This window comes from Marinobacter sp. EhC06 (assembly GCF_001650915.1).
Taxonomy (GTDB): Bacteria; Pseudomonadota; Gammaproteobacteria; order Pseudomonadales; family Oleiphilaceae; genus Marinobacter.
The window spans coordinates 12599-30656 of record NZ_LXYO01000023.1; the positions used below are offsets into that span (position 1 = coordinate 12599).

Consider the following 18058-nt stretch of genomic DNA (forward strand, 5'->3'; position numbering starts at 1 on the left):
TTGCTGAAGCAGACAAAAACAAGAGGTTAGTATCATGACGACACAAACCAACACCACCCACACCGATGCCGTTGTCGTAGGCGCCGGCTTTGCCGGTCTCTACATGCTCCATACCCTGCGCGACAAACTGGGCATGAAAGCCGAAGTGTTCGAAGCCGCCGATGATGTAGGAGGTACCTGGTACTGGAACCGTTACCCGGGCGCGCGCTGCGACATCTCCAGTTATCATTACTCGTTCTCTTTCTCTGAAGAGATCCAGCAGGAATGGAGCTGGTCTGAAAAGTATGCGGGCCAGGCTGAAATTCTCGATTACCTGGAATTTGTCGCAGACAAATTGGATTTGCGTGATGACATTACCTTTGAGACCCGCGTGATCTCGTCGGATTTCGATGAGCGCACCAACCGATGGACCATCAAAACTGACCGGGGCCACACGGTGATCTGCAAATACTACATTTCCGGTGTTGGCACCCTCTCCACGGCGGCTATCCCGAATTATCCGGGCAAGGACTCGTTTAATGGCGAGGTTTACGCAACCTCCAACTGGCCTCACGAAGGTGTCAGTTTCACCGGAAAAACAGTCGGTATTATCGGCACTGGCGCATCTGCTATTCAGGCCATACCCCTGATTGCCGAAGAAGCCAAACACCTTACGGTCTTCCAGCGCACGCCAAACTACGCCACACCCTTGCAGAACAGCCCGATGGACGAGGCAGAGGCCAGTGCCATCAAGACGAACTATGGTGAGTTCCGTAAGGAAGCTCGCGCGGCACTGGCCGGAGTGCCCTTCCCGAACATGCGGGAATCCATCTTCCAAGACAGCGCCGAAGACGTTCAGAAGCATTTAGAAAGCTGCTGGAATGAAGGTGGTTTTGCTCTCTGGCTGGGCAGCTACGGCGATGTACTGTTCGATGAAAAAGCTAACGAAATTGTGGCCGAGTTTGTGCGCAACAAAATCCGCGAACGGGTCAAGGACCCGAAAACTGCAGAGCTTTTGTGCCCAGATTACCTTTACGGTACCAAGCGCCAGCCCTGCGAAACCAACTACTTTGAGACCTACAACAGGGACAATGTTTCTCTGGTCGACATCAAATCCAATGCAATTGGCCAGATTACTGATCATGGTCTGAAGCTGGCCAATGGCGACAACTACGAATTCGATTGCCTGATCTACTCCACTGGTTTCGATGCCTTCACTGGCCCGCTGTTCAAGCTCAATCTGACCGGGCGCAACGGTGTGCGGCTACAGGACTACTGGAGCGAAGGCCCTCGCACCAACCTGGGCCTGATGTCCAACGGATTCCCGAACTTCTTCATGATCACCGGTCCGCAGAGCCCCTCAGTACTATTCAATATGCCTCTGGGCATTGAGCAGCATGTTGAGTGGATAGCCGACACCATTCGACACATGGAAGCCCATGGAATCGACACCATTGAGCCTGAAAAAGCCAAGGAAGACGAATGGCGCGAAGTGGTGGAAGGCATTGCCAACTCAACTCTGCTGCCAAAAACCAATACCTGGTATACAGGCTCTAACATTCCGGGTAAGCCTCGCTCCTTCATGGTGTATCTGGGCGGTGGCGCATCCTACAAACAGGTTTGCGAGGAAGTCGCTGACAATGGGTATGCGGGATTCATCCTTAAGAACGCAAACTCCAACCAGGAGGCCATTGCATCGTGACCTCTTTGACAGGGAGCTAATGCTCCCTTTTCCCGGCACCCCAAAGGGTGCCGGTTTTTTAGGTTTCATTATTTCATGAATTGATTTGCTTATATCCTGAAGCTAGTCTGCACTACAGCGTCCTCTCCCCAAAAAACAGCGCCTTCTCCCCGTCCTTGTCCTTGGGCACGATTCCTGCTCCGATAGGGAGTATTCCTGTCGTCAGGCAACGTTTACTCTTGATAATTACAACAATCCGGAATGATCCAATGCCAACAACCACCGATCTCAAATTCCCCACCAGCCAAGATCTGGTAAACCAAATTCGGTTCGAGCCCAAGTTAGGCAGGGTATGGATGCAGGAACAGCGTATGTTGCTGGTCCACAGCATCATGTTCCTAAACTTGCGCGATGAGCTGATTGCAACCATTGGTGAACAGCGTTCCAGAGGTTTGCTCATGCGCCTGGGATTTCACTCGGGCTGGCGTGACGCTGAGCTTGCCCGCAAGCTCAGACCAGAGCTAAGCACAGCCAACGCCTTTGCCGCCGGTCCACAACTTGCCATGATCAAAGGTATGGTGAACGTTAAACCGGTCCGGATGGATTTCGATCTTGATGAAGGAAGTTTTTACGGAGAGTTTCTATGGGATGGGGCCTTTGAAGCCGATCTACAATTGGCATCAGGAAATCAGAACGAGAATCCAGTTTGCTGGCTACTGACCGGGTATTCCAGCGGTTTCACAACGTTTTATATGGGGCGCCCGGTTCTTTTTCGCGAAGTGGAGTGCCAGGCTAGGGGAGATCAACAGTGTAGAATAGTCGGAAAGCCCGCCAACGAATGGGAAGACCCCGAAGAGTTGAATCGTATTCTTCAGCCGGATGCCCTGGCTGATGAGTTGTTCTCGCTTCAGAGTCAACTTAGCGAACTTAGGGCCAGCCAACATGAGCACTACGACCATGACGATATGGCGGTTAATTCCGTCGGTAACTCGCGACGATTCCGAGAGGCCTGGAACTTGCTCCAAAAAGCAGCCGACAACAACGTCAGTGTGCTGCTCCAGGGTGAGACGGGTGTTGGCAAAGAAGTGTTTGCCCGAAGCCTGCACCTGCATTCCAAGCGTAAGGATAAACCATTCGTTGCCATTAATTGTGCCTGCATTCCACCCGATCTGATTGAAGCTGAGCTGTTTGGCGTAGAGAAAGGAGCCTTCACTGGAGCCCATACCAGCCGCGAAGGAAAATTCGAACGAGCCAATAGCGGAACCCTGTTTTTGGATGAAGTGGTAGAGCTGTCTCCCCGTGCTCAAGCAACCCTGTTGAGGGTAGTGCAGGAAGAGGAACTCGAGCGCGTCGGTGGCACTGAAACTCGAAAAGTTGACGTTCGACTGATCGTAGCGACCAACGAAAACCTCGAAGAAGCCGTCAGAAAAGGAAAATTCCGAGCTGATCTATATTACCGGCTTAATGTTTACCCGGTCCATATTCCCTCCCTTCGTGAACGCCGGGATGATATTCCATTGCTTGTCGAACACTTCCTTAAAAAATTCCAGACCCAGTATCAAAAAAAGATTCCCGGAATCTCCGATAAAGCCAGACAGGCACTGATGGAATACAACTGGCCCGGCAACATCCGGGAACTGGAAAACATGGTTGAACGTGGCATTATCCTTACGGACAACAACCAACTCATTGATATCGAATCGCTTTGTCCCGCTCTGGAGAGGCCTGAAGAACCAGATGTTGAAATAACCCAGGGCGGGCACCTGAAAGAATCGCAAAGTCACCATTTCAGTAAGCCGGATCCGACGTGCGAGGCAATGCTCGAAGATGGATTCGAGTTCGGAGATTTTGAAAGGAGACTGATCTGTACCGCCATGTACAAATCAGATGGCAATGTGTCCCAGGCTGCCCGTCTTCTCGGACTCACTCGCGCACAGCTTGCCTATCGTCTCGAAAAGGTTACCTCAGACTATTGATCCATGCTCGGGAACAACCGTATTTTCGATATACCCTAGATGGCCAATCTCCACCCGAACAACATCACCCGGCTGCAAGAGTTTTCCAGTCGCCATACCGACATTCGCACAGGTTCCAGTGGCAATAAGATCCCCCGGTTCCAGAGTCATCACCTGAGAGAGATAACTGATCTGCTGCCAGATGTTGTAGATCATTTCCGAGGTGTTGGTGCTTTGGCGAAGCTCGCCATTCACCCAGAGGCGCATGTCCAGATTGTGGGGATCATCGATCTCGTCATCAGTCACGATCTACGGCCGATGGGCCTATGTGTATAGAATGATCTTTTAGAGGGTGAGGTTTGCCGCCCGCCAGCGGCGGGCCGATACTTAATTGCCTACCAAACGTCGATGACGATCCAGTTACCTTGCTGAAGCTCTGACTATAACCGTAAAGCTTGTTCCTATACCTGCTCAGAAATAGGCCATACTGTCCAACTTAGGACACCCTAAACCGGACAAAATTTCGTGTGTTGCCTATCACTGAATAGCTACGTAGAGTAAATAAATGAGGCCACAGGGCAGCGGTCAGATTGGGAGATTTCGGACAACGGTAACCAGACAACCCTGTGCCCACAATCGGCTTAAATCGTGCAAATCTCGGTTTAAAAAGGGTTTTCCATAAGGCCGAACTTGAAGCGTTACCGCTCGAACCGCCTCTCTTTACATCGATCGACCCCTAACTAAAACACCTTGGTAGGCTGCCCTCCGGAGGCAAAGGTCATAGGTTCGAATCCTATCGGGCGCGCCATTATTTTCAAAGGCTTGCGTGAAAACGCAGGCCTTTTTTATTTGGCGGTGTCCAAATTGTGTCCACGGTGTGTCCGTACAAATTCGGAAGGAAATTGGGGCGATCGCAATCTGACCTTTGCACTGAACGAAACCAAAGCGCCTCCGAAAAAGAAGATTCATTGAGGTCGCTACGGTCGCAAAGCGAACGTTCAGAATTTACTGATTGCCGAATTTCAGGCGCGCTCTCTAACACATCCCAGAGATGTCTTGCTCAAAAGAGTTACTCTTTTTCTGTTGTCCCCGACGACATAGGTCCAAGCATAATTTAGCCACCACATTTCAGCGACGTTTCGGCGACATTCCCATTGTTAACCTCCCAGCGTTTCGTCACATAAATTCGGCCGATTCCTGGGAGGAAAGCAATATGAGCCGGCACTTGAGACAGATATCTTGGTGGACTCTTTGGGCGCTCTTGATTGGCTTTCCACTTTTCACCCATGCACAGGAAGCGCCCGGTGCGCTGACCATCATCGTCAAGAATCAGAATACGGATCGCGCTCTTCCTACTGTGCAGATCACGCTCACGGAACGGGAAACCGGAACCACTCAGTCTTTTGAGACCAATTCCGAAGGTAGTATTGTCGTTGAGCAGCTCGATCCGGGGCTGTACTCCGTGGGCCTAGCCAAGAGCGGCTTCGCTTCAGCCTTTGAGCCAAGCGTGCGCGTGGTCACGCGCAAAAACATCAAGATTGAATATGCGCTTCGAGAACAGCCCATCGAGGAAGTGGTGGTTCTGGGTCAGCAAGCGGAAGTATTGGAATCACCCAGCAGCACTTATCTCGACAGAGAGGCGTTGCGGGGTGCCGTAGGCGGTGGCGCAGACCCCCTGCTCTCTCTGGACGGACTACCTGGCCTGGCATCCGCTAATGAGTTTGCGAGCTTTAGTGTCCGCGGCCGTGGGCCAAGAGACAATTTGCTGTTCGTTGATGACTTTCCCTTCGATAAAGCCGTCCACTTTGATGCGACCCTGGGTGAGGAAGAGGATGTTGGCGGTGGTGGCCGATTCTCAATTTTTGCACCGAATGTCATCAGTAGTGCGGAGTTCTCTCCAGGTGGCTGGGGGCCGGCTTATGGCGGCCGCGCGGCATCGCTACTGAAGCTGGATGTTGCCGATGGCAACCCCAGTCCGTCAGCAAGCCTGCGTCTTGACCTCGCCGGTTATGAAGTGGGCTACGACGGGCCTACCGGGATCAAAGACGATTCTACTCTGCTTGTGTCCGCCCGGCGCTTGGACTTCGGCCAGCTGTTCGAAACCATTGAGGAACTGGACATTGGTGACCCCGTGATCAGGGACGTCATCGTAAAGTCGGTGAACCCGATTAACGAAAAACACACGGTCGAAGTTCTACTGATCGATACTCACGAAGACTATACCCGCGACGTGTTTAACGTAGCCGAGTCGCCCAACTTCGAAGACACGGCGCTTCAGGATTCTGAACAAGACAGCGATTTGTACGGCCTGACCTTACGATCATTGGTCGGTGACACTGGCGTTCTGACCAACAAGGTGTATTACCGCGCGAGCGACAAGATCAGTTCAGAGGGCGAAGCCTTTCCGGAACAGGCACCCGAAGGCGCACCTCCCTCCGATTATCCGGTTCGCGAAGACATCATTACCGTCGGTGAAGAAGAAACAGAGATCGGCTGGCGAAGTGATTTCGAGACATTGAATCAATGGGGTGTGTTCACCGGGGGCCTTCAGGTCACGCAGGTAGAGCTGGACTACAACACGGTCCTGGACGGTGATTGGAACCGGTTTGTCTACGACCAGGATGATTTCAGACCAGACCCCAATCAACGCTACATCGTGCTGACGCCTGAGAACATCAACTCCTCGCTCAATCGCAAGGAAACAAGCTATGCCAGTTACGTCGAGCAGGTTTTTGAAGTCGGGGATTGGGACTTTGGTACGGGTCTGCGCCTCGAACGTGACGGTTTTACCGATGAAAACCTTGCGTCGCCTCGGTTCAGCGTCAATTGGCGCCCGAACAACGCGGTTCGGTATTTTGCGACCGCAGGGCTCTTCTATCAGTCGCCCCGGTACTTGGAGCTTGCGGCCGACGAGTCAAACAACCTCAAGAACGAAAAAATCACCCACAGCAGTATCGGGGTCGAGTACTTCCCCAACTACAACTGGTCGATATTAACGGAGGCCTACTATCAAATCCTCGACGACCTTGTCGTGGATCAAGACCGGGCAGACGGTACGTTTGACAACATTGGTGACGGCACGTCCTACGGTGTGGATGTCGTGGTCAACGGCACGATCACCGAAGGGGTTTACGCTACCGCTACCTATTCCTACAACGACGCCGTGGTCGACCAGAAAGACGGTCGTGGCGATGTTGCCGCTGAATTTAATCGAAAGCACGTCGCTACCCTTGGCCTCACCTGGGAGATCAACGACCGCTGGAAAGTCGCCGCGCGCTACAAATACCTGTCTGGCCGGCCAGATGACCGGTTTGTGATTTACGAGGACGTGTTGGGCCCAGGCGAACCACTGCGTTACTCGAAAGAGATCACCGAAACCAATGTTGGGAGAAAGAGCGGTTCTGGTTCATTGAACGCTCGTGTCGACTATCGGCGCGCCTTTGGTCCCATCGATCTGACGGCCTTTCTCGATGTCATCAACGTGACGGCGACGTCGTCGAGCGACGACACCGAGTTTGACTATCGCCGAGGCGTCGAAGTGAAGGACGACGCCGAGGCGGAACCGTTGATTGGCCTGCGGCTGGATTATGCCTGGTAAGGGATAGAGACCATGAGAACCCGAAATAAGTCCGCAAAACGCCGCCTTTCAATGCTTGTGTGTTGTGGTTGCAGCGCCCTACTCCTGAACTCATCGGTGCTGGCTCAAGACCTGGACCAGGTGACCGCCACCAACAATTCCGCTAACGAGGCCGCAAAGGCCTCACAGCAGAGGATCGACAGCGTGGCGGAACAAACCGACAGGCTGCTCAGTGAATACCGGGTGGTGATTAAAGAGATCGATGGCCTGCGGGTTTACAACAGGCAAATGGAGAAGCAGATCGCCGGCCAGATGAAAGAGATGGAACAGCTACGAGACTCCATCGACCGGGTAACGGTGATCGAGCGGCAGGTCGTTCCTTTGATGCTGCGCATGGTGGATGGCCTGCACCAATTTGTGGAGCTGGACGTGCCGTTTCTCGAGCAGGAGCGCCAAGAGCGGCTTGAGTACCTTGATTCGCTCATGGACCGCGCCGACGTATCGGTCGCAGAAAAGTTCCGAAAAGTTCTGGAAGCCTATCAAATTGAAAACGAGTACGGGCGCACCATCGAAGCATACTCCGGCACCCTGAACCTTGACGGCAACCCTCGCGAAGTCGATTTTCTGCGCATTGGCCGCGTGTCGCTCATGTACCAAACAGAGAACGCCCAGCGCAGTGGCCTCTGGGATCAAACCGAGCGCCAGTGGGTGTCCCTACCCGACAAGTACCACACCCCAATCAAAAAGGGTTTGCGCATTGCCCGTAAGGAAGTGGCGCCAAACCTGTTGAAGTTACCCATCCCCGGACCGGAGGCGGCGCAATGAGTCCTATTAAACGCGTATGCCTACCGGTGATCGCCACCCTCATTCTGGCCTTCAATGCTAGCGCGGCGACCCCGATTCAGGATCTCAATTCTCTATTGGACCTAGTGAAACAGGGAAAACTGGCGGAAGTCAGAGAAAACCAGGCAAGGGAAGCCCGGTTCAAGGCCGCCCGAGATGACCAGGCAGCACTGCTGGCAGAAGCCAGAGCGACTCGCGAACAGGAAGAACAGCGCAGTGCCGAGCTGGAAAACGCCTTTGAAGAAAATGAACAGCAACTGGCAGAACTGCAGGCCGCGCTTGATGAGCGGCTGGGTTCCCTGAAAGAGCTGTTCGGCGTCTTGCAGCAAGTCGCCGGTGACACGGCCAGCAATTTTGAGAACTCCATGATCAGCGCGCAGTTTAAAGGCCGGGGGGACTTCCTTTCAGAACTGTCACAAAAGATGGGCACCAGTTCGCAGCTGGCGTCCATCGAGGAAATGGAGCGCCTATGGTTCGAGTTGCAACGGGAAATGACGGAATCCGGGAAGGTGGTCCGATTTGCCACCACGGTGGTCGATCAGAGCGGCGTCGAGCAGCAGGGCGACGTCATCCGTGTGGGCGCTTTCAACCTGGTGTCTGACGGCAAGTACCTCCGCTATAACCACAGCACCAACAAGGTCGCAGAACTGGTACGACAACCTTCTGGCCGTTTTACCGAAACCACCCATAATCTTGCCTCGGCCAACCACGGAGAGCTGGTTCCGTTCGGCATCGACCCGTCGCGGGGCACCCTGTTGGAGGCGCTAATCAAGGAACCGAACCTGCGGGAGCGGGTCGAGTCGGGCGGCATCGTCGGCTATATCATTATTGCGGTGGGCATCCTGGCCTTGCTGTTGGCATTGGAACGCATCATCACGCTCTGGGTGACGCGCAGCAAAGTTAAATCCCAGATGAAGTCCTCTGACGTTAAAAGCAACAATCCCCTGGGACGGGTATTGGCGGTTCACAACGATAATCGCGCAATGGATCCAGACACTCTGGAGCTGAAACTGGCAGAAGCCATTATCCGGGAACGTCCGCGCCTGGAGCGATTCATCCCCCTGCTGAAAATCATCGCCGTCACGGCGCCGCTGATGGGGCTGTTGGGCACCGTGATTGGCATGATTCTGACCTTTCAAGCAATCACCCTGTTCGGCACTGGCGATCCCAAACTGATGGCTGGCGGCATCTCACAGGCTCTGGTGACTACAGTTCTGGGTCTGCTGGTGGCCATTCCCACGGTGTTCATGCACAGCATCGCCAGCACCATGGCAAAGGGCGTGGTTCATACCCTGGAGGAGCAAAGCGCGGGACTGATCGCGGAACGGATGGAGCAGCAGGACCATGGCCACACTGCTTGATGCCTATGAAGCCATTCTGATCTTCCTGGAAACCGGAGGGGATGTACTGGTTATCATCGGCGTCACCATATTCATTATGTGGATGCTGATCGTCGAAAGGATCTGGTTTTTCCAGATTCAATATCGGGCGAATCGGCGTCACACCCTGGCGCAGTGGGAAGGTCGAACCGAACGCAAATCCTGGCAAGCGCGACAGATCAGGCAAGCGATGGTTTCAAGGTGCAAGCAATCGTTGACCGCCTCCCTGCCCCTGATTCAAACGCTGATTGCCATCTGCCCCCTACTCGGCCTGCTGGGCACGGTGACCGGGATGATCGAAGTGTTCACATCCATCTCTTTTGGGGGCACCGGCAATGCACGAGTGATGGCATCGGGCGTCTCGAAGGCAACCATCCCTACGATGGCCGGCATGGTGGGTGCCCTGTCCGGGTTGTTCGCAATCACCTATTTAAAACGTTTCGCCCAACGGGAAAGCGAGCTCATCGAAGACCGCCTGACCATCGATTAACGCACTGCGAGAGGAACCATCCATGCGCCGAGCCCTGGGCAAACTCCAAACAGAGGAAGAAGAATCGGACATTGACCTCACGCCCATGCTGGATGTGGTGTTCATCATGTTGATTTTCTTCATTGTTACGGCCTCCTTCGTGAAGGAAGCGGGCATTGACGTAAATAAGCCCGAAGCTACCACGGCCGTCATGAAGGAACGGGCCAATATCCTGGTGGCCATTGATTCGCGTAACCAGATCTGGATCGACAAACGGCAGGTGGACCCTCGCTCCGTGCGCGCCAACATCGAACGGCTGCACGCGGAAAATCCCCAAGGCACCGTGGTTATTCAGGCCGACAGGGACTCCAAAAATGAACGATTGGTGCAAGTAATGGACGCGGCCCGTGCGGCAGGCGTTTATAACGTGGCCATTGCCGCCAATCAAAACTGACGGCTGCTACTGACAATGTTTCCAAGATTGCTCGTCTCAATTATTCCCGCTGGCCTGGTGACCTTGGGCTTGTTCGCAGCCATGATCACCTTTATCAGTACGGCCAACAACGAGCTGAAGGATGACAGCGAACGCTATATGCTGGATTTTGTCCGGCTCGAGCAAGAAGAGACCGTGCAGACCCGGGAACGCAAACCGGAAAAGCCACCGGAGCCGGAACAAACACCGCCGGAACCGGTCACGCCCCGGTTTGAAAGCCCCCGTATGGACGAAGCGCCACCTGACCTATCCGGCCCGCCCCTTGCCATGGAATCCGGCCTGGACATTTCGACTGGATTCGGCCTGAGTGCCTCCGACGGGGACTACTTGCCCATCGTGAAAGTACAGCCCGTCTACCCGCGCCGGGCTTTGTCTCGCGGCATTGAAGGTTATGTCCTTCTGGAGTTCACCGTTACCCGAACCGGAGCGGTCAGGGACCCAGTGATCATTGAGTCCGAACCGCCGAATGTATTTGACGACGCGGCCGTTCGCGCGGCGTTGAAATTCAAATACAAACCCAAGGTGGTCAACGGCGAAGCCGTGGATGTGGCGGGCGTGCAGAATCGAATTACCTTTCGGTTGGAAAAATGAAATCAGGCAAAGCGATCCAGAAAACTACGTCGTTGATCAGAGCGTTGGCCTTCCGAGCCGGCTTTTGCCTCTTTTTTGTGCTGCTGCAATCGCCGCTGACGGCGCACGCACAAACCGATCAAAACCGCTCCGAACGGAGAACCGTGGAAACGCCTACCCTGCGGGAAAGGGTGTTCAGTACCCTGTCCGAAGCGCAGAAACAGGCCGACGCAAATCAGACCGCCGAAGCAATCGCCACCCTGGATCGACTCCAAAGCCGGAGCGGTCTTAACAGTTATGAAGCCGCCATGATGTGGCGTTTCTACGCCTCACTGTATTTTTCCCAAGACGACTACGACAAAGCCATTCAGGCCTACCAGAACCTGCTGAATCAAAGCGACCTGCCAGAAGCTCTGGAGACCGAAGCCCTTTACAGCCTGGGGCAGCTGTATTTCGTACGCGAGGACTACGAGGGCGCAATCAGGCTTCTGGAGCGCTGGTTCGAAGTGGTGACCAACCCCAATCCGAGAGCTTATGTTTTCCTTGCTCAGGCCTACTATCAACTTGGGCAGTTTTCCAAAGCCCTCGAACCGGCGCAGGAAGCGGTCAACTTTTTGGAAAATCAGGGCGAGGTGCCCAGAGAAGACTGGTATATGCTGCTACGGGCCATTCACTTCGAACGGAACGATTACGCCGCCATGGCCAGGGTGCTGGAAAAGTTGGTGAAACACTATCCGAAGAAGAGCTATTGGATGCAATTGTCCGACGTTTACGGTGAGCTAAACCAGGAAGACAAGCGACTCAGTGCCCTGGAGGTCGCCTACCGTCAGAATCTGTTGAATGAGGAAAAGGAGCTAATCAAGCTCTCCCAGTTGCTTTTGCAGGCGGGCGTACCCTACAAAGCCGCCAGGGTACTGGAAAAAGGCATGAAAGACGGCAGCATCAGAGAGAGCGAGGACAACCTTCTATTGCTTTCCAGCGCCTGGTCAATGGCTCAGGAAGCGGAGAAATCTCTGCCTGCGCTGATCCAGGCGGCCAAGTTTTCAGATACCGGAGAACTGGATGTGCGCCTCGGCCAAACCTATTTTCAATTGGATCAGTGGGAGCAGGCTGTAGCTTTTCTTCGAAAGGGCCTGGAAAAAGGCGAGCTGGGTCAGGCCGACAATGCCTACCTTTTGCTAGGGCTGTCCCTCTACAATTTGGACCGGCTGAATGAGGCCATCGACAGCTTCCGCCAAGCAGCGGAATACGATGACAGCAAAGATGAAGCCCGTCGTTGGATTCAGTATCTTGAGAAGGAGATACAACGACGCGAACAACTGGCCCGCAACTGAATTACCCCTGGTAACGGAGAGCTGCAGATGGAAAACGTTCTTGGTGTGGCGCCAATGAGAGTGTTGATCGTTGAGGACAACCGCGACATTTGCGAAAACATCGCTGCCTACCTTGAAAAGCATAGGTATGTTCTGGACTTTGCCTATGACGGCATCAGCGCGATGTACCTGGCGTTGACGAATCCTATTGACGTTATCGTTCTGGACCTGATGCTTCCCGGGATGGATGGTCTGAGCTTCTGCAAGAAGCTTCGAGCTGAGGCTAAAGCCGAAACTCCCGTGCTGATGCTGACGGCGAGTGACACACTTGACGATAAACTCAAAGGTTTCGAGGCAGGAGCTGATGATTATCTCGTCAAGCCATTCGCCTTGCAGGAGCTTCATGCGCGATTGCAGGCATTGTATCGACGTAGTCACGGGAAAACCGACGACCTGCTTACGGTCGGTGATCTGACGTTGAACAGGTCCACGCTGCAAGTCCACCGCGCCGGGCGGCGTGTCGATCTCAGCCCTGCTTGCCTGAAACTCCTTCAACGGCTTATGGAAGTAGCCCCGTCTGTCGTGGCTCGCGATGATCTCGAAACGCTATTGTGGGTTGACGAGCGGCCTGATGGGGATGCCCTTCGCTCGCACCTGTACAAGCTGAGACAGGCAATCGATCGCCCGTTTGATAGGCCGCTGATCCATACCGTGCATCGCATCGGCTACCGCATTGCAGAGGATGTCCAGTAATGTACCGGCACAGTTTACGCACCCGCGTCGCGCTTGCGTTTGCCTTGTGCGTGGCTGTGCTCAGCGTTGCCTGGGGATTCGCCTTCTTTGGTGCAATCAAGTTAACCGAAGACCACGTACTGCAACATCAACTGCAGCGTGCTGCGGAGAGCTACCCGTCTATGCCGAACAATTTTCGCGCATACGATGAGATTGGTAGCTTGCCTGAGTCGCTACGGGGTTGGGCCCAAACAAACCCGAGTGAAGGGTTGTATGAATTCGAAAAAATTGAACTGCATGTCGCGGTCGTACCGACCGACAATGGGCAGGGTAACGGCTTTGTGGTTTTCAATGTTGCAGGGATTGAAGCTGCGTCATCCGATGATTGGTGGTGGTTGCTCTTTATTACCGGTGCCGTGGGGGCGCTTGCCGCTCTTGGCTTCGGGCTTGGTATTGTCGTCATGCGCAAAGCCGTCGCCCCCGTGGTACAACTCGCCGGCGCCGTCGCTGACATCAACCCAGAACGGCTTTCGGTCGAAGATCAAAAGCGCATCGAGGCCAAACGGTTTGGCGACGATGAAGTTGGCGTGCTAGCACGGACTATCGAAAAAACCTTTGAACGTATCCGTGCCTTTGTTGAGAGGGAACGTTACTTCACCAGTTCTGCCAGTCATGAGTTGCGGACGCCGATCACCGTTATAATCGGTGCACTTGAGTTGCTGGAACAAAACGACCTGTCAGCGGCCGATGCTAAGGCGGTTGATCGGGTCCGACGCGCAACGCTCGATATGAAGACCACAATTGAAATGTTCTTGTGCCTTGCACGCGAAACGGACGATGGATTGTATGACGAGCAGTTTTTAGTCATGCCGCTGGTGAACAAGGCGGTTGATCAACAGCGCTACCTGCTCAGCCAAAAATCGGTCGATGTTGCAGTAGAGGAACTCGCCAAACCGAGTGTTGACGGTCACCCGCAGGCTTTTTTTATTGCAGTCAACAACCTGGTGCGAAATGCGTTTGAGCACACTCTCAGCGCTCAGGGACCAATCACCATTCGAATTAAACCCAATGAGCTCTTGGTCACCAATCAATTGAGCAAAGTTGAAAACGAGCGGCAGACGCAAACTGATGCGGCCAATTCTGGGTATGGCCTGGGTCTGGGCATTGTTCAGCGGCTTTGTGAGCGAAATGGCTGGTCCTTTTCGCTAGTCGCCGATGAGAAGCGTGTTGTCGCTCGACTTTCCTGGTGAAAAGGGGAACCAAGTTGAGATTTTCACTTGCTCACTGAGTTAATCGCTCTTACCTACACGTCTGAAGAGGCGCTCTAAATTGCTCTCAGCCAATGAACTGAATGTTCGCTTTTGTTTAAAGGCTGACAATCAGATATCGCAGCCCTCCGCCTTTTCGAGAATCATGTCAGCAGCCTTTTCGGCAATGGCAATCGTAGGCGCGTTGGTATTGCCGCTGGTCAACCGTGGCATGATGGACGCGTCGACCACACGCAGGCCTTCGAGCCCATGCACCCTCAGTTGTGGGTCCACTACCGCCATCCTGTCAGTACCCATTTTGCACGTGCCCACCGGGTGGTACACCAGGCCCACCTTTTCCTTCACCTTTTCAATAATCTGCTCGTCGGACTGGCAGTCTGCGCCCGGGTGGATTTCCTCACCGCGATAATCGTCAAAGGCCTTCGCCGCCAGAATTCGGCGCGCCTGGCGGATACCGTTTACCATGACTTTGCAGTCGTCGGGATCTGCGAAGAAGTTGTAGTCGATGTCCGGTGCCGTAAACGGATCGGCCGATGTGATATTGACGGTACCTGAACTCTTCGGCCGCAGCACACAGACATGCACAGAATAACCGGGGTTGGACATGAGCTTCAGGTCACGGCCGCTGTCATCAAACAACAGCGGCAGCATGTGAAGCTGGACATCCGGGCGATTAACGCTGTCACTGGACCTGATAAAGCCGCCAGCCTCGGTGATGGATTTGGCCAGCTTGCCCTGCTTGCTGAGGGTATACCGAATGGTATCCGGGAGCATTTTCAGCAGGCCACCGAACGAGGCAGTGAAGCCATTGTTCTTCCTGCTTGAAACCAGGACGCAGGCGTCCACGTGCTCCTGAAGATTCTTACCCACTCCCGGTAATTCGTGCAGGCACCCAATACCCAGGTTTTCCAGGATGTCGCGGTCTCCGATGCCGGAAAGCTGAAGCAACTGGGGCGAGTTGATCGCTCCACCGCTTAGAATGATTTCCCGGTTTGCCCGCAACACCCAATCTCTGCCCTTGTGGCGGAGCTCTACCGCAACAGACCGTTTGCCCTCGAACACCACTTTTTTCACCTGTGCGTCGGTGAATACAGTCAGGTTCTGGCGAGTCATGGCCGGCTTCAAATAGGCGTCGGCGGCACCGAATCGACGGCCATTCTTGATGTTCAGGTGGAAATAGCCCACGCCTTCCTGGTTGGCGCCGTTAAAATCGCTGTTGCAGGGAAAACCGGCCTGCCGTGCCGCATCTACGAAAGCTTCGGACATCGGGTACTCCGCTGTTTCCGGTACACTGATGTGAAGGTTGCCACCTTTGCCGTGATAAGGGGTTCCGGAAAGCGTCTCGTGGTGTTCCGATTTCAGGAAGTAAGGCAACATCTCGCGATAGCCCCAGCCTTCGTTACCGAGTGCCTCCCACTCGTCGTAGTCCTCTTTCTGACCGCGCACGTAGAGCATGCCGTTTATTGACGAACTACCACCAAGCCCTTTTCCCCTGGGGGTAAACAAGGGCTCACCATCTCGCAGTTTCTGGTCGGGCCTGGCGTTGAATGCCCAGTTGTACTTCTTGAGAAACATGTGGGCGGCAAAGGCGCCCGGCGTCCGGATGGTGAACGAATCCCCACCCGGCCCCGCCTCCAGTATGCAGATCGAGTATCGGCCATCGGCTGAAAGCCGATCCGCCAGTACGCTACCGGCAGAGCCGGCACCGACCACGATGTAATCAAAATTCTCGTTCACGGTTGTTCCCCCACCGGTTCAATGATGGAGAAGTTTGCTGGTGGTTTTTCCAGCATTTGCAGCAGGCCAAAGAAGGCATCCACTGCCCCCTCGACCTGGATCTCGCCAGACTCCACCGCCTCCGGGAAGCTGGTTTTTTGAAGAAGGATATTATCCAGTACCGCTCGGGGCATACTCACACTGGCGTGGGCACGCTCGTCCAGCTCCCCCGACCGATGGGTCAGTGTGGCATTCTGCAGGTTCAGCCGGTAATCCTCACCCTGGTCGGTAATAGACCAGTTGATCACCAGATGCTCTCCGGCGGCTTTTTCCGGGTCAATCCTTACTGCCATCGAATCAAAAAACATACTGGTTTGCAGTGCCTGCATCAGATCTGGCTGCAGCCCCACATGTTTCGGCGTGATTACACCGTGGCGCAATTCGTGCGCGCCAACGAGGTAGGCGCTACGCCAGGTGCCCGCCTCGGCCTGGTAACCAAGCTGCTCCAGAGCGTCCGCGCCCAGTTCGCGCGCTTCACGGTTTTCAGGGTTGGCATACACGAGATCACGCATCACTGATGCAACCCAGCGATAGTCGCCGTCCGCAAAATCTTCGCGGGCCTTTCGGAGCACTTCTGCCTCACCGCCCATGTAGTCGATGGTGCGTCTCGATTCTTCACGAGGTGGCAAAGGGTTAAGGTTGGCGGGATTGGCGTCATACCAACCCATGTAGCGCTGATATATACCGCGGGCATTGTGGCTGACGGTTCCGTAATAACCGCGCGCTGACCATTCCTGGTTCAGGCTTTCAGGCAACTGCAGGTTTTCAGCAATATCGCCGGGCAACATGCCACGGTTCATCATACGGACCGTCTGATCGTGGATATGCTTGTACAGGTCCCTTTGAACCTCCAGAAAATGCGTGATGTCCTCAGGGTTCCAGATCGGCCAGTGGTGCTGGGCCACCAGAATGTCCGTGCGATCAGCGAAGCGAACCAGTACCTTGTCGATAAACCTGGACCAGGAACTGGCGTCGCGAATGGCGGCTCCGCGGATGGTGTAGATGTTATGCAGGTGCTGACTTGTGATCTCGGCGGTGTTGAGCACACGGAACTGAGGGAAATACATCATCATCTCAGATTCGGCTTCGGTGCCGTGCGCCATCTGGAACTCAATCTCGATACCATCGATGGTCAGGTTGGCGTTGTCAGGCACCGTATCGGTGGGAGCAATAAGGCTGAGCCCACCGCTACCCAGTGCCTTGCCAAGCCCGGTGTCGACATGAGCTCTCACGCCTGGAGTCAAACCAGCGCCGAACTGGTAGGTGGCGCGACGGGTCATGGCATTGCCGGCAATGACGTTTTCAGCGATCGCATGCTCCATGAACCCCTCCGGAGCATAGATCCGGACCTTACCGGCGCGAACATCCTCCTCATTAACGACACCCTTCACACCGCCGAAATGATCCGCATGGTTGTGTGTGTAAAGCACTGCCACAACGGGCTTTTTGGTTCGATGCTGGTAATAGAGTTCCAGACCGGCGCGCGCCGTCGCGGGCGTCAGAAGGGGGTCGATGATGATCAGGCCGCTGTCGCCCTCAAGGATGGTCATATTGGACAGATCCATGTTGCGGATCTGGTACATGCCTTCGACCACTTCGAACAGCCCATGGATCGCATTCAGTTGCGCCATGCGCCACAGGCTTGGATTGACGGAATCTGGAGCCGCATCGGCCTCCAGAAAAGCAAACGGCGCCATGTCCCAGGCCACGTGCCCCTCTTCATCCACCACCCTGCCATTCGGCAACGCACCCATAAAACCGCGGCGCGCATCCTCAAACGATTGAGTGTCGGCAAACGGCAGCTCATTCAGTACTGCCTGATTGAACTGGGCCGTCGCCTCGGTGGCCGGCTTGGACGTTTCGGCCTGAGCGATCATCGGGAACAGTAAACCGGCACCTAACGCTGTCAGCATGGCCTTCTTGAATAGGGGTAGCATGCGGAATCTCCTCTTTTTGGCGGCACCTGGGTTTTGTTGGTTTCGAATCGTGCGCCACGTAACTGCAGTTTGAAGCGAGGTGTTCC

The 18058-nt window shown here is 54.5% G+C and carries 14 protein-coding genes; 11 read left to right on the top strand and 3 right to left on the bottom strand.

Annotated elements, in window-relative coordinates; genetic code table 11:
- Positions 1–34: 34 nt before the first annotated feature.
- Together A8B84_RS10030 and A8B84_RS10035 are read left to right on the top strand one after the other, a co-directional pair.
- Positions 35–1681 carry a flavin-containing monooxygenase gene (locus tag A8B84_RS10030; RefSeq protein ID WP_064229063.1) on the top strand — a complete coding sequence of 549 codons (1647 nt, stop codon included), beginning with the start codon at positions 35–37 and terminating at the stop codon, positions 1679–1681.
- A 248-nt stretch (positions 1682–1929) separates the two neighbouring features.
- Complete coding sequence (locus tag A8B84_RS10035) at positions 1930–3636, top strand: sigma-54-dependent Fis family transcriptional regulator (protein ID WP_064229064.1); 1707 nt, start codon at positions 1930–1932, stop codon at positions 3634–3636.
- Here A8B84_RS10035 and A8B84_RS10040 read toward each other — a convergent pair.
- Complete coding sequence (locus A8B84_RS10040) at positions 3625–3921, bottom strand: fumarylacetoacetate hydrolase family protein (protein ID WP_064229065.1); 297 nt, start codon at positions 3919–3921, stop codon at positions 3625–3627. The genes A8B84_RS10035 and A8B84_RS10040 overlap by 12 nt on opposite strands.
- 919 nt (positions 3922–4840) lie before the next feature.
- Here A8B84_RS10040 and A8B84_RS10050 point away from each other — a divergent pair.
- The 9 genes from A8B84_RS10050 to A8B84_RS10090 all read left to right on the top strand — a co-directional run bounded on the left by A8B84_RS10050 (position 4841) and on the right by A8B84_RS10090 (position 14241).
- Positions 4841–7213 (top strand): TonB-dependent receptor, encoded by a 2373-nt coding sequence (locus A8B84_RS10050; protein WP_227512786.1) that lies wholly within the window; start codon positions 4841–4843, stop codon positions 7211–7213.
- A gap of 12 nt (positions 7214–7225) precedes the next feature.
- Positions 7226–8017, top strand: coding sequence for a DUF3450 domain-containing protein (locus tag A8B84_RS10055; protein ID WP_064229067.1), 792 nt, complete (start codon positions 7226–7228; stop codon positions 8015–8017).
- Entirely contained in the window at positions 8014–9396 is a 1383-nt protein-coding gene (locus tag A8B84_RS10060) for a MotA/TolQ/ExbB proton channel family protein (protein ID WP_064229068.1), read from the top strand. Before A8B84_RS10055 ends, A8B84_RS10060 begins: the two co-directional genes overlap by 4 nt.
- Positions 9380–9904 (top strand): MotA/TolQ/ExbB proton channel family protein, encoded by a 525-nt coding sequence (locus tag A8B84_RS10065; protein WP_064229069.1) that lies wholly within the window; start codon positions 9380–9382, stop codon positions 9902–9904. The genes A8B84_RS10060 and A8B84_RS10065 overlap by 17 nt, the downstream gene beginning before the upstream one ends.
- A gap of 22 nt (positions 9905–9926) precedes the next feature.
- On the top strand, positions 9927–10337 hold the full coding sequence (locus A8B84_RS10070) for an ExbD/TolR family protein (protein ID WP_064229070.1): 411 nt from the start codon (positions 9927–9929) through the stop codon (positions 10335–10337).
- A gap of 15 nt (positions 10338–10352) precedes the next feature.
- Positions 10353–10967 (top strand): energy transducer TonB, encoded by a 615-nt coding sequence (locus tag A8B84_RS10075; RefSeq protein WP_064229071.1) that lies wholly within the window; start codon positions 10353–10355, stop codon positions 10965–10967.
- 143 nt (positions 10968–11110) lie between these two features.
- Positions 11111–12280, top strand: coding sequence for a tetratricopeptide repeat protein (locus A8B84_RS10080; RefSeq protein ID WP_161487089.1), 1170 nt, complete (start codon positions 11111–11113; stop codon positions 12278–12280).
- A 54-nt stretch (positions 12281–12334) separates the two neighbouring features.
- Entirely contained in the window at positions 12335–13012 is a 678-nt protein-coding gene (locus tag A8B84_RS10085) for a response regulator transcription factor (protein WP_064230054.1), read from the top strand.
- Positions 13012–14241, top strand: coding sequence for a sensor histidine kinase (locus A8B84_RS10090; RefSeq protein ID WP_064229073.1), 1230 nt, complete (start codon positions 13012–13014; stop codon positions 14239–14241). Before A8B84_RS10085 ends, A8B84_RS10090 begins: the two co-directional genes overlap by 1 nt.
- Before the next feature lie 129 nt (positions 14242–14370).
- Here A8B84_RS10090 and A8B84_RS10095 read toward each other — a convergent pair whose 3' ends face one another.
- Positions 14371–15996, bottom strand: coding sequence for a GMC family oxidoreductase (locus A8B84_RS10095; protein ID WP_064229074.1), 1626 nt, complete (start codon positions 15994–15996; stop codon positions 14371–14373).
- A complete protein-coding gene (locus A8B84_RS10100; RefSeq protein ID WP_064229075.1) occupies positions 15993–17972 on the bottom strand; it encodes an alkyl/aryl-sulfatase in 1980 nt (659 codons plus the stop codon). Before A8B84_RS10100 ends, A8B84_RS10095 begins: the two co-directional genes overlap by 4 nt.
- Positions 17973–18058 lie beyond the last annotated feature (86 nt).

Coding starts and splice junctions, on each gene's coding strand:
- A8B84_RS10085 (WP_064230054.1), top strand. CDS start 12,335: ATGAGAGTGTTGATCGTTGAGGACAACCGCGACATTTGCGAAAACATC.
- A8B84_RS10100 (WP_064229075.1), bottom strand. CDS start 17,972: ATGCTACCCCTATTCAAGAAGGCCATGCTGACAGCGTTAGGTGCCGGT.
- A8B84_RS10070 (WP_064229070.1), top strand. CDS start 9,927: ATGCGCCGAGCCCTGGGCAAACTCCAAACAGAGGAAGAAGAATCGGAC.
- A8B84_RS10030 (WP_064229063.1), top strand. CDS start 35: ATGACGACACAAACCAACACCACCCACACCGATGCCGTTGTCGTAGGC.
- A8B84_RS10075 (WP_064229071.1), top strand. CDS start 10,353: ATGTTTCCAAGATTGCTCGTCTCAATTATTCCCGCTGGCCTGGTGACC.
- A8B84_RS10035 (WP_064229064.1), top strand. CDS start 1,930: ATGCCAACAACCACCGATCTCAAATTCCCCACCAGCCAAGATCTGGTA.
- A8B84_RS10065 (WP_064229069.1), top strand. CDS start 9,380: ATGGCCACACTGCTTGATGCCTATGAAGCCATTCTGATCTTCCTGGAA.
- A8B84_RS10055 (WP_064229067.1), top strand. CDS start 7,226: ATGAGAACCCGAAATAAGTCCGCAAAACGCCGCCTTTCAATGCTTGTG.
- A8B84_RS10090 (WP_064229073.1), top strand. CDS start 13,012: ATGTACCGGCACAGTTTACGCACCCGCGTCGCGCTTGCGTTTGCCTTG.
- A8B84_RS10060 (WP_064229068.1), top strand. CDS start 8,014: ATGAGTCCTATTAAACGCGTATGCCTACCGGTGATCGCCACCCTCATT.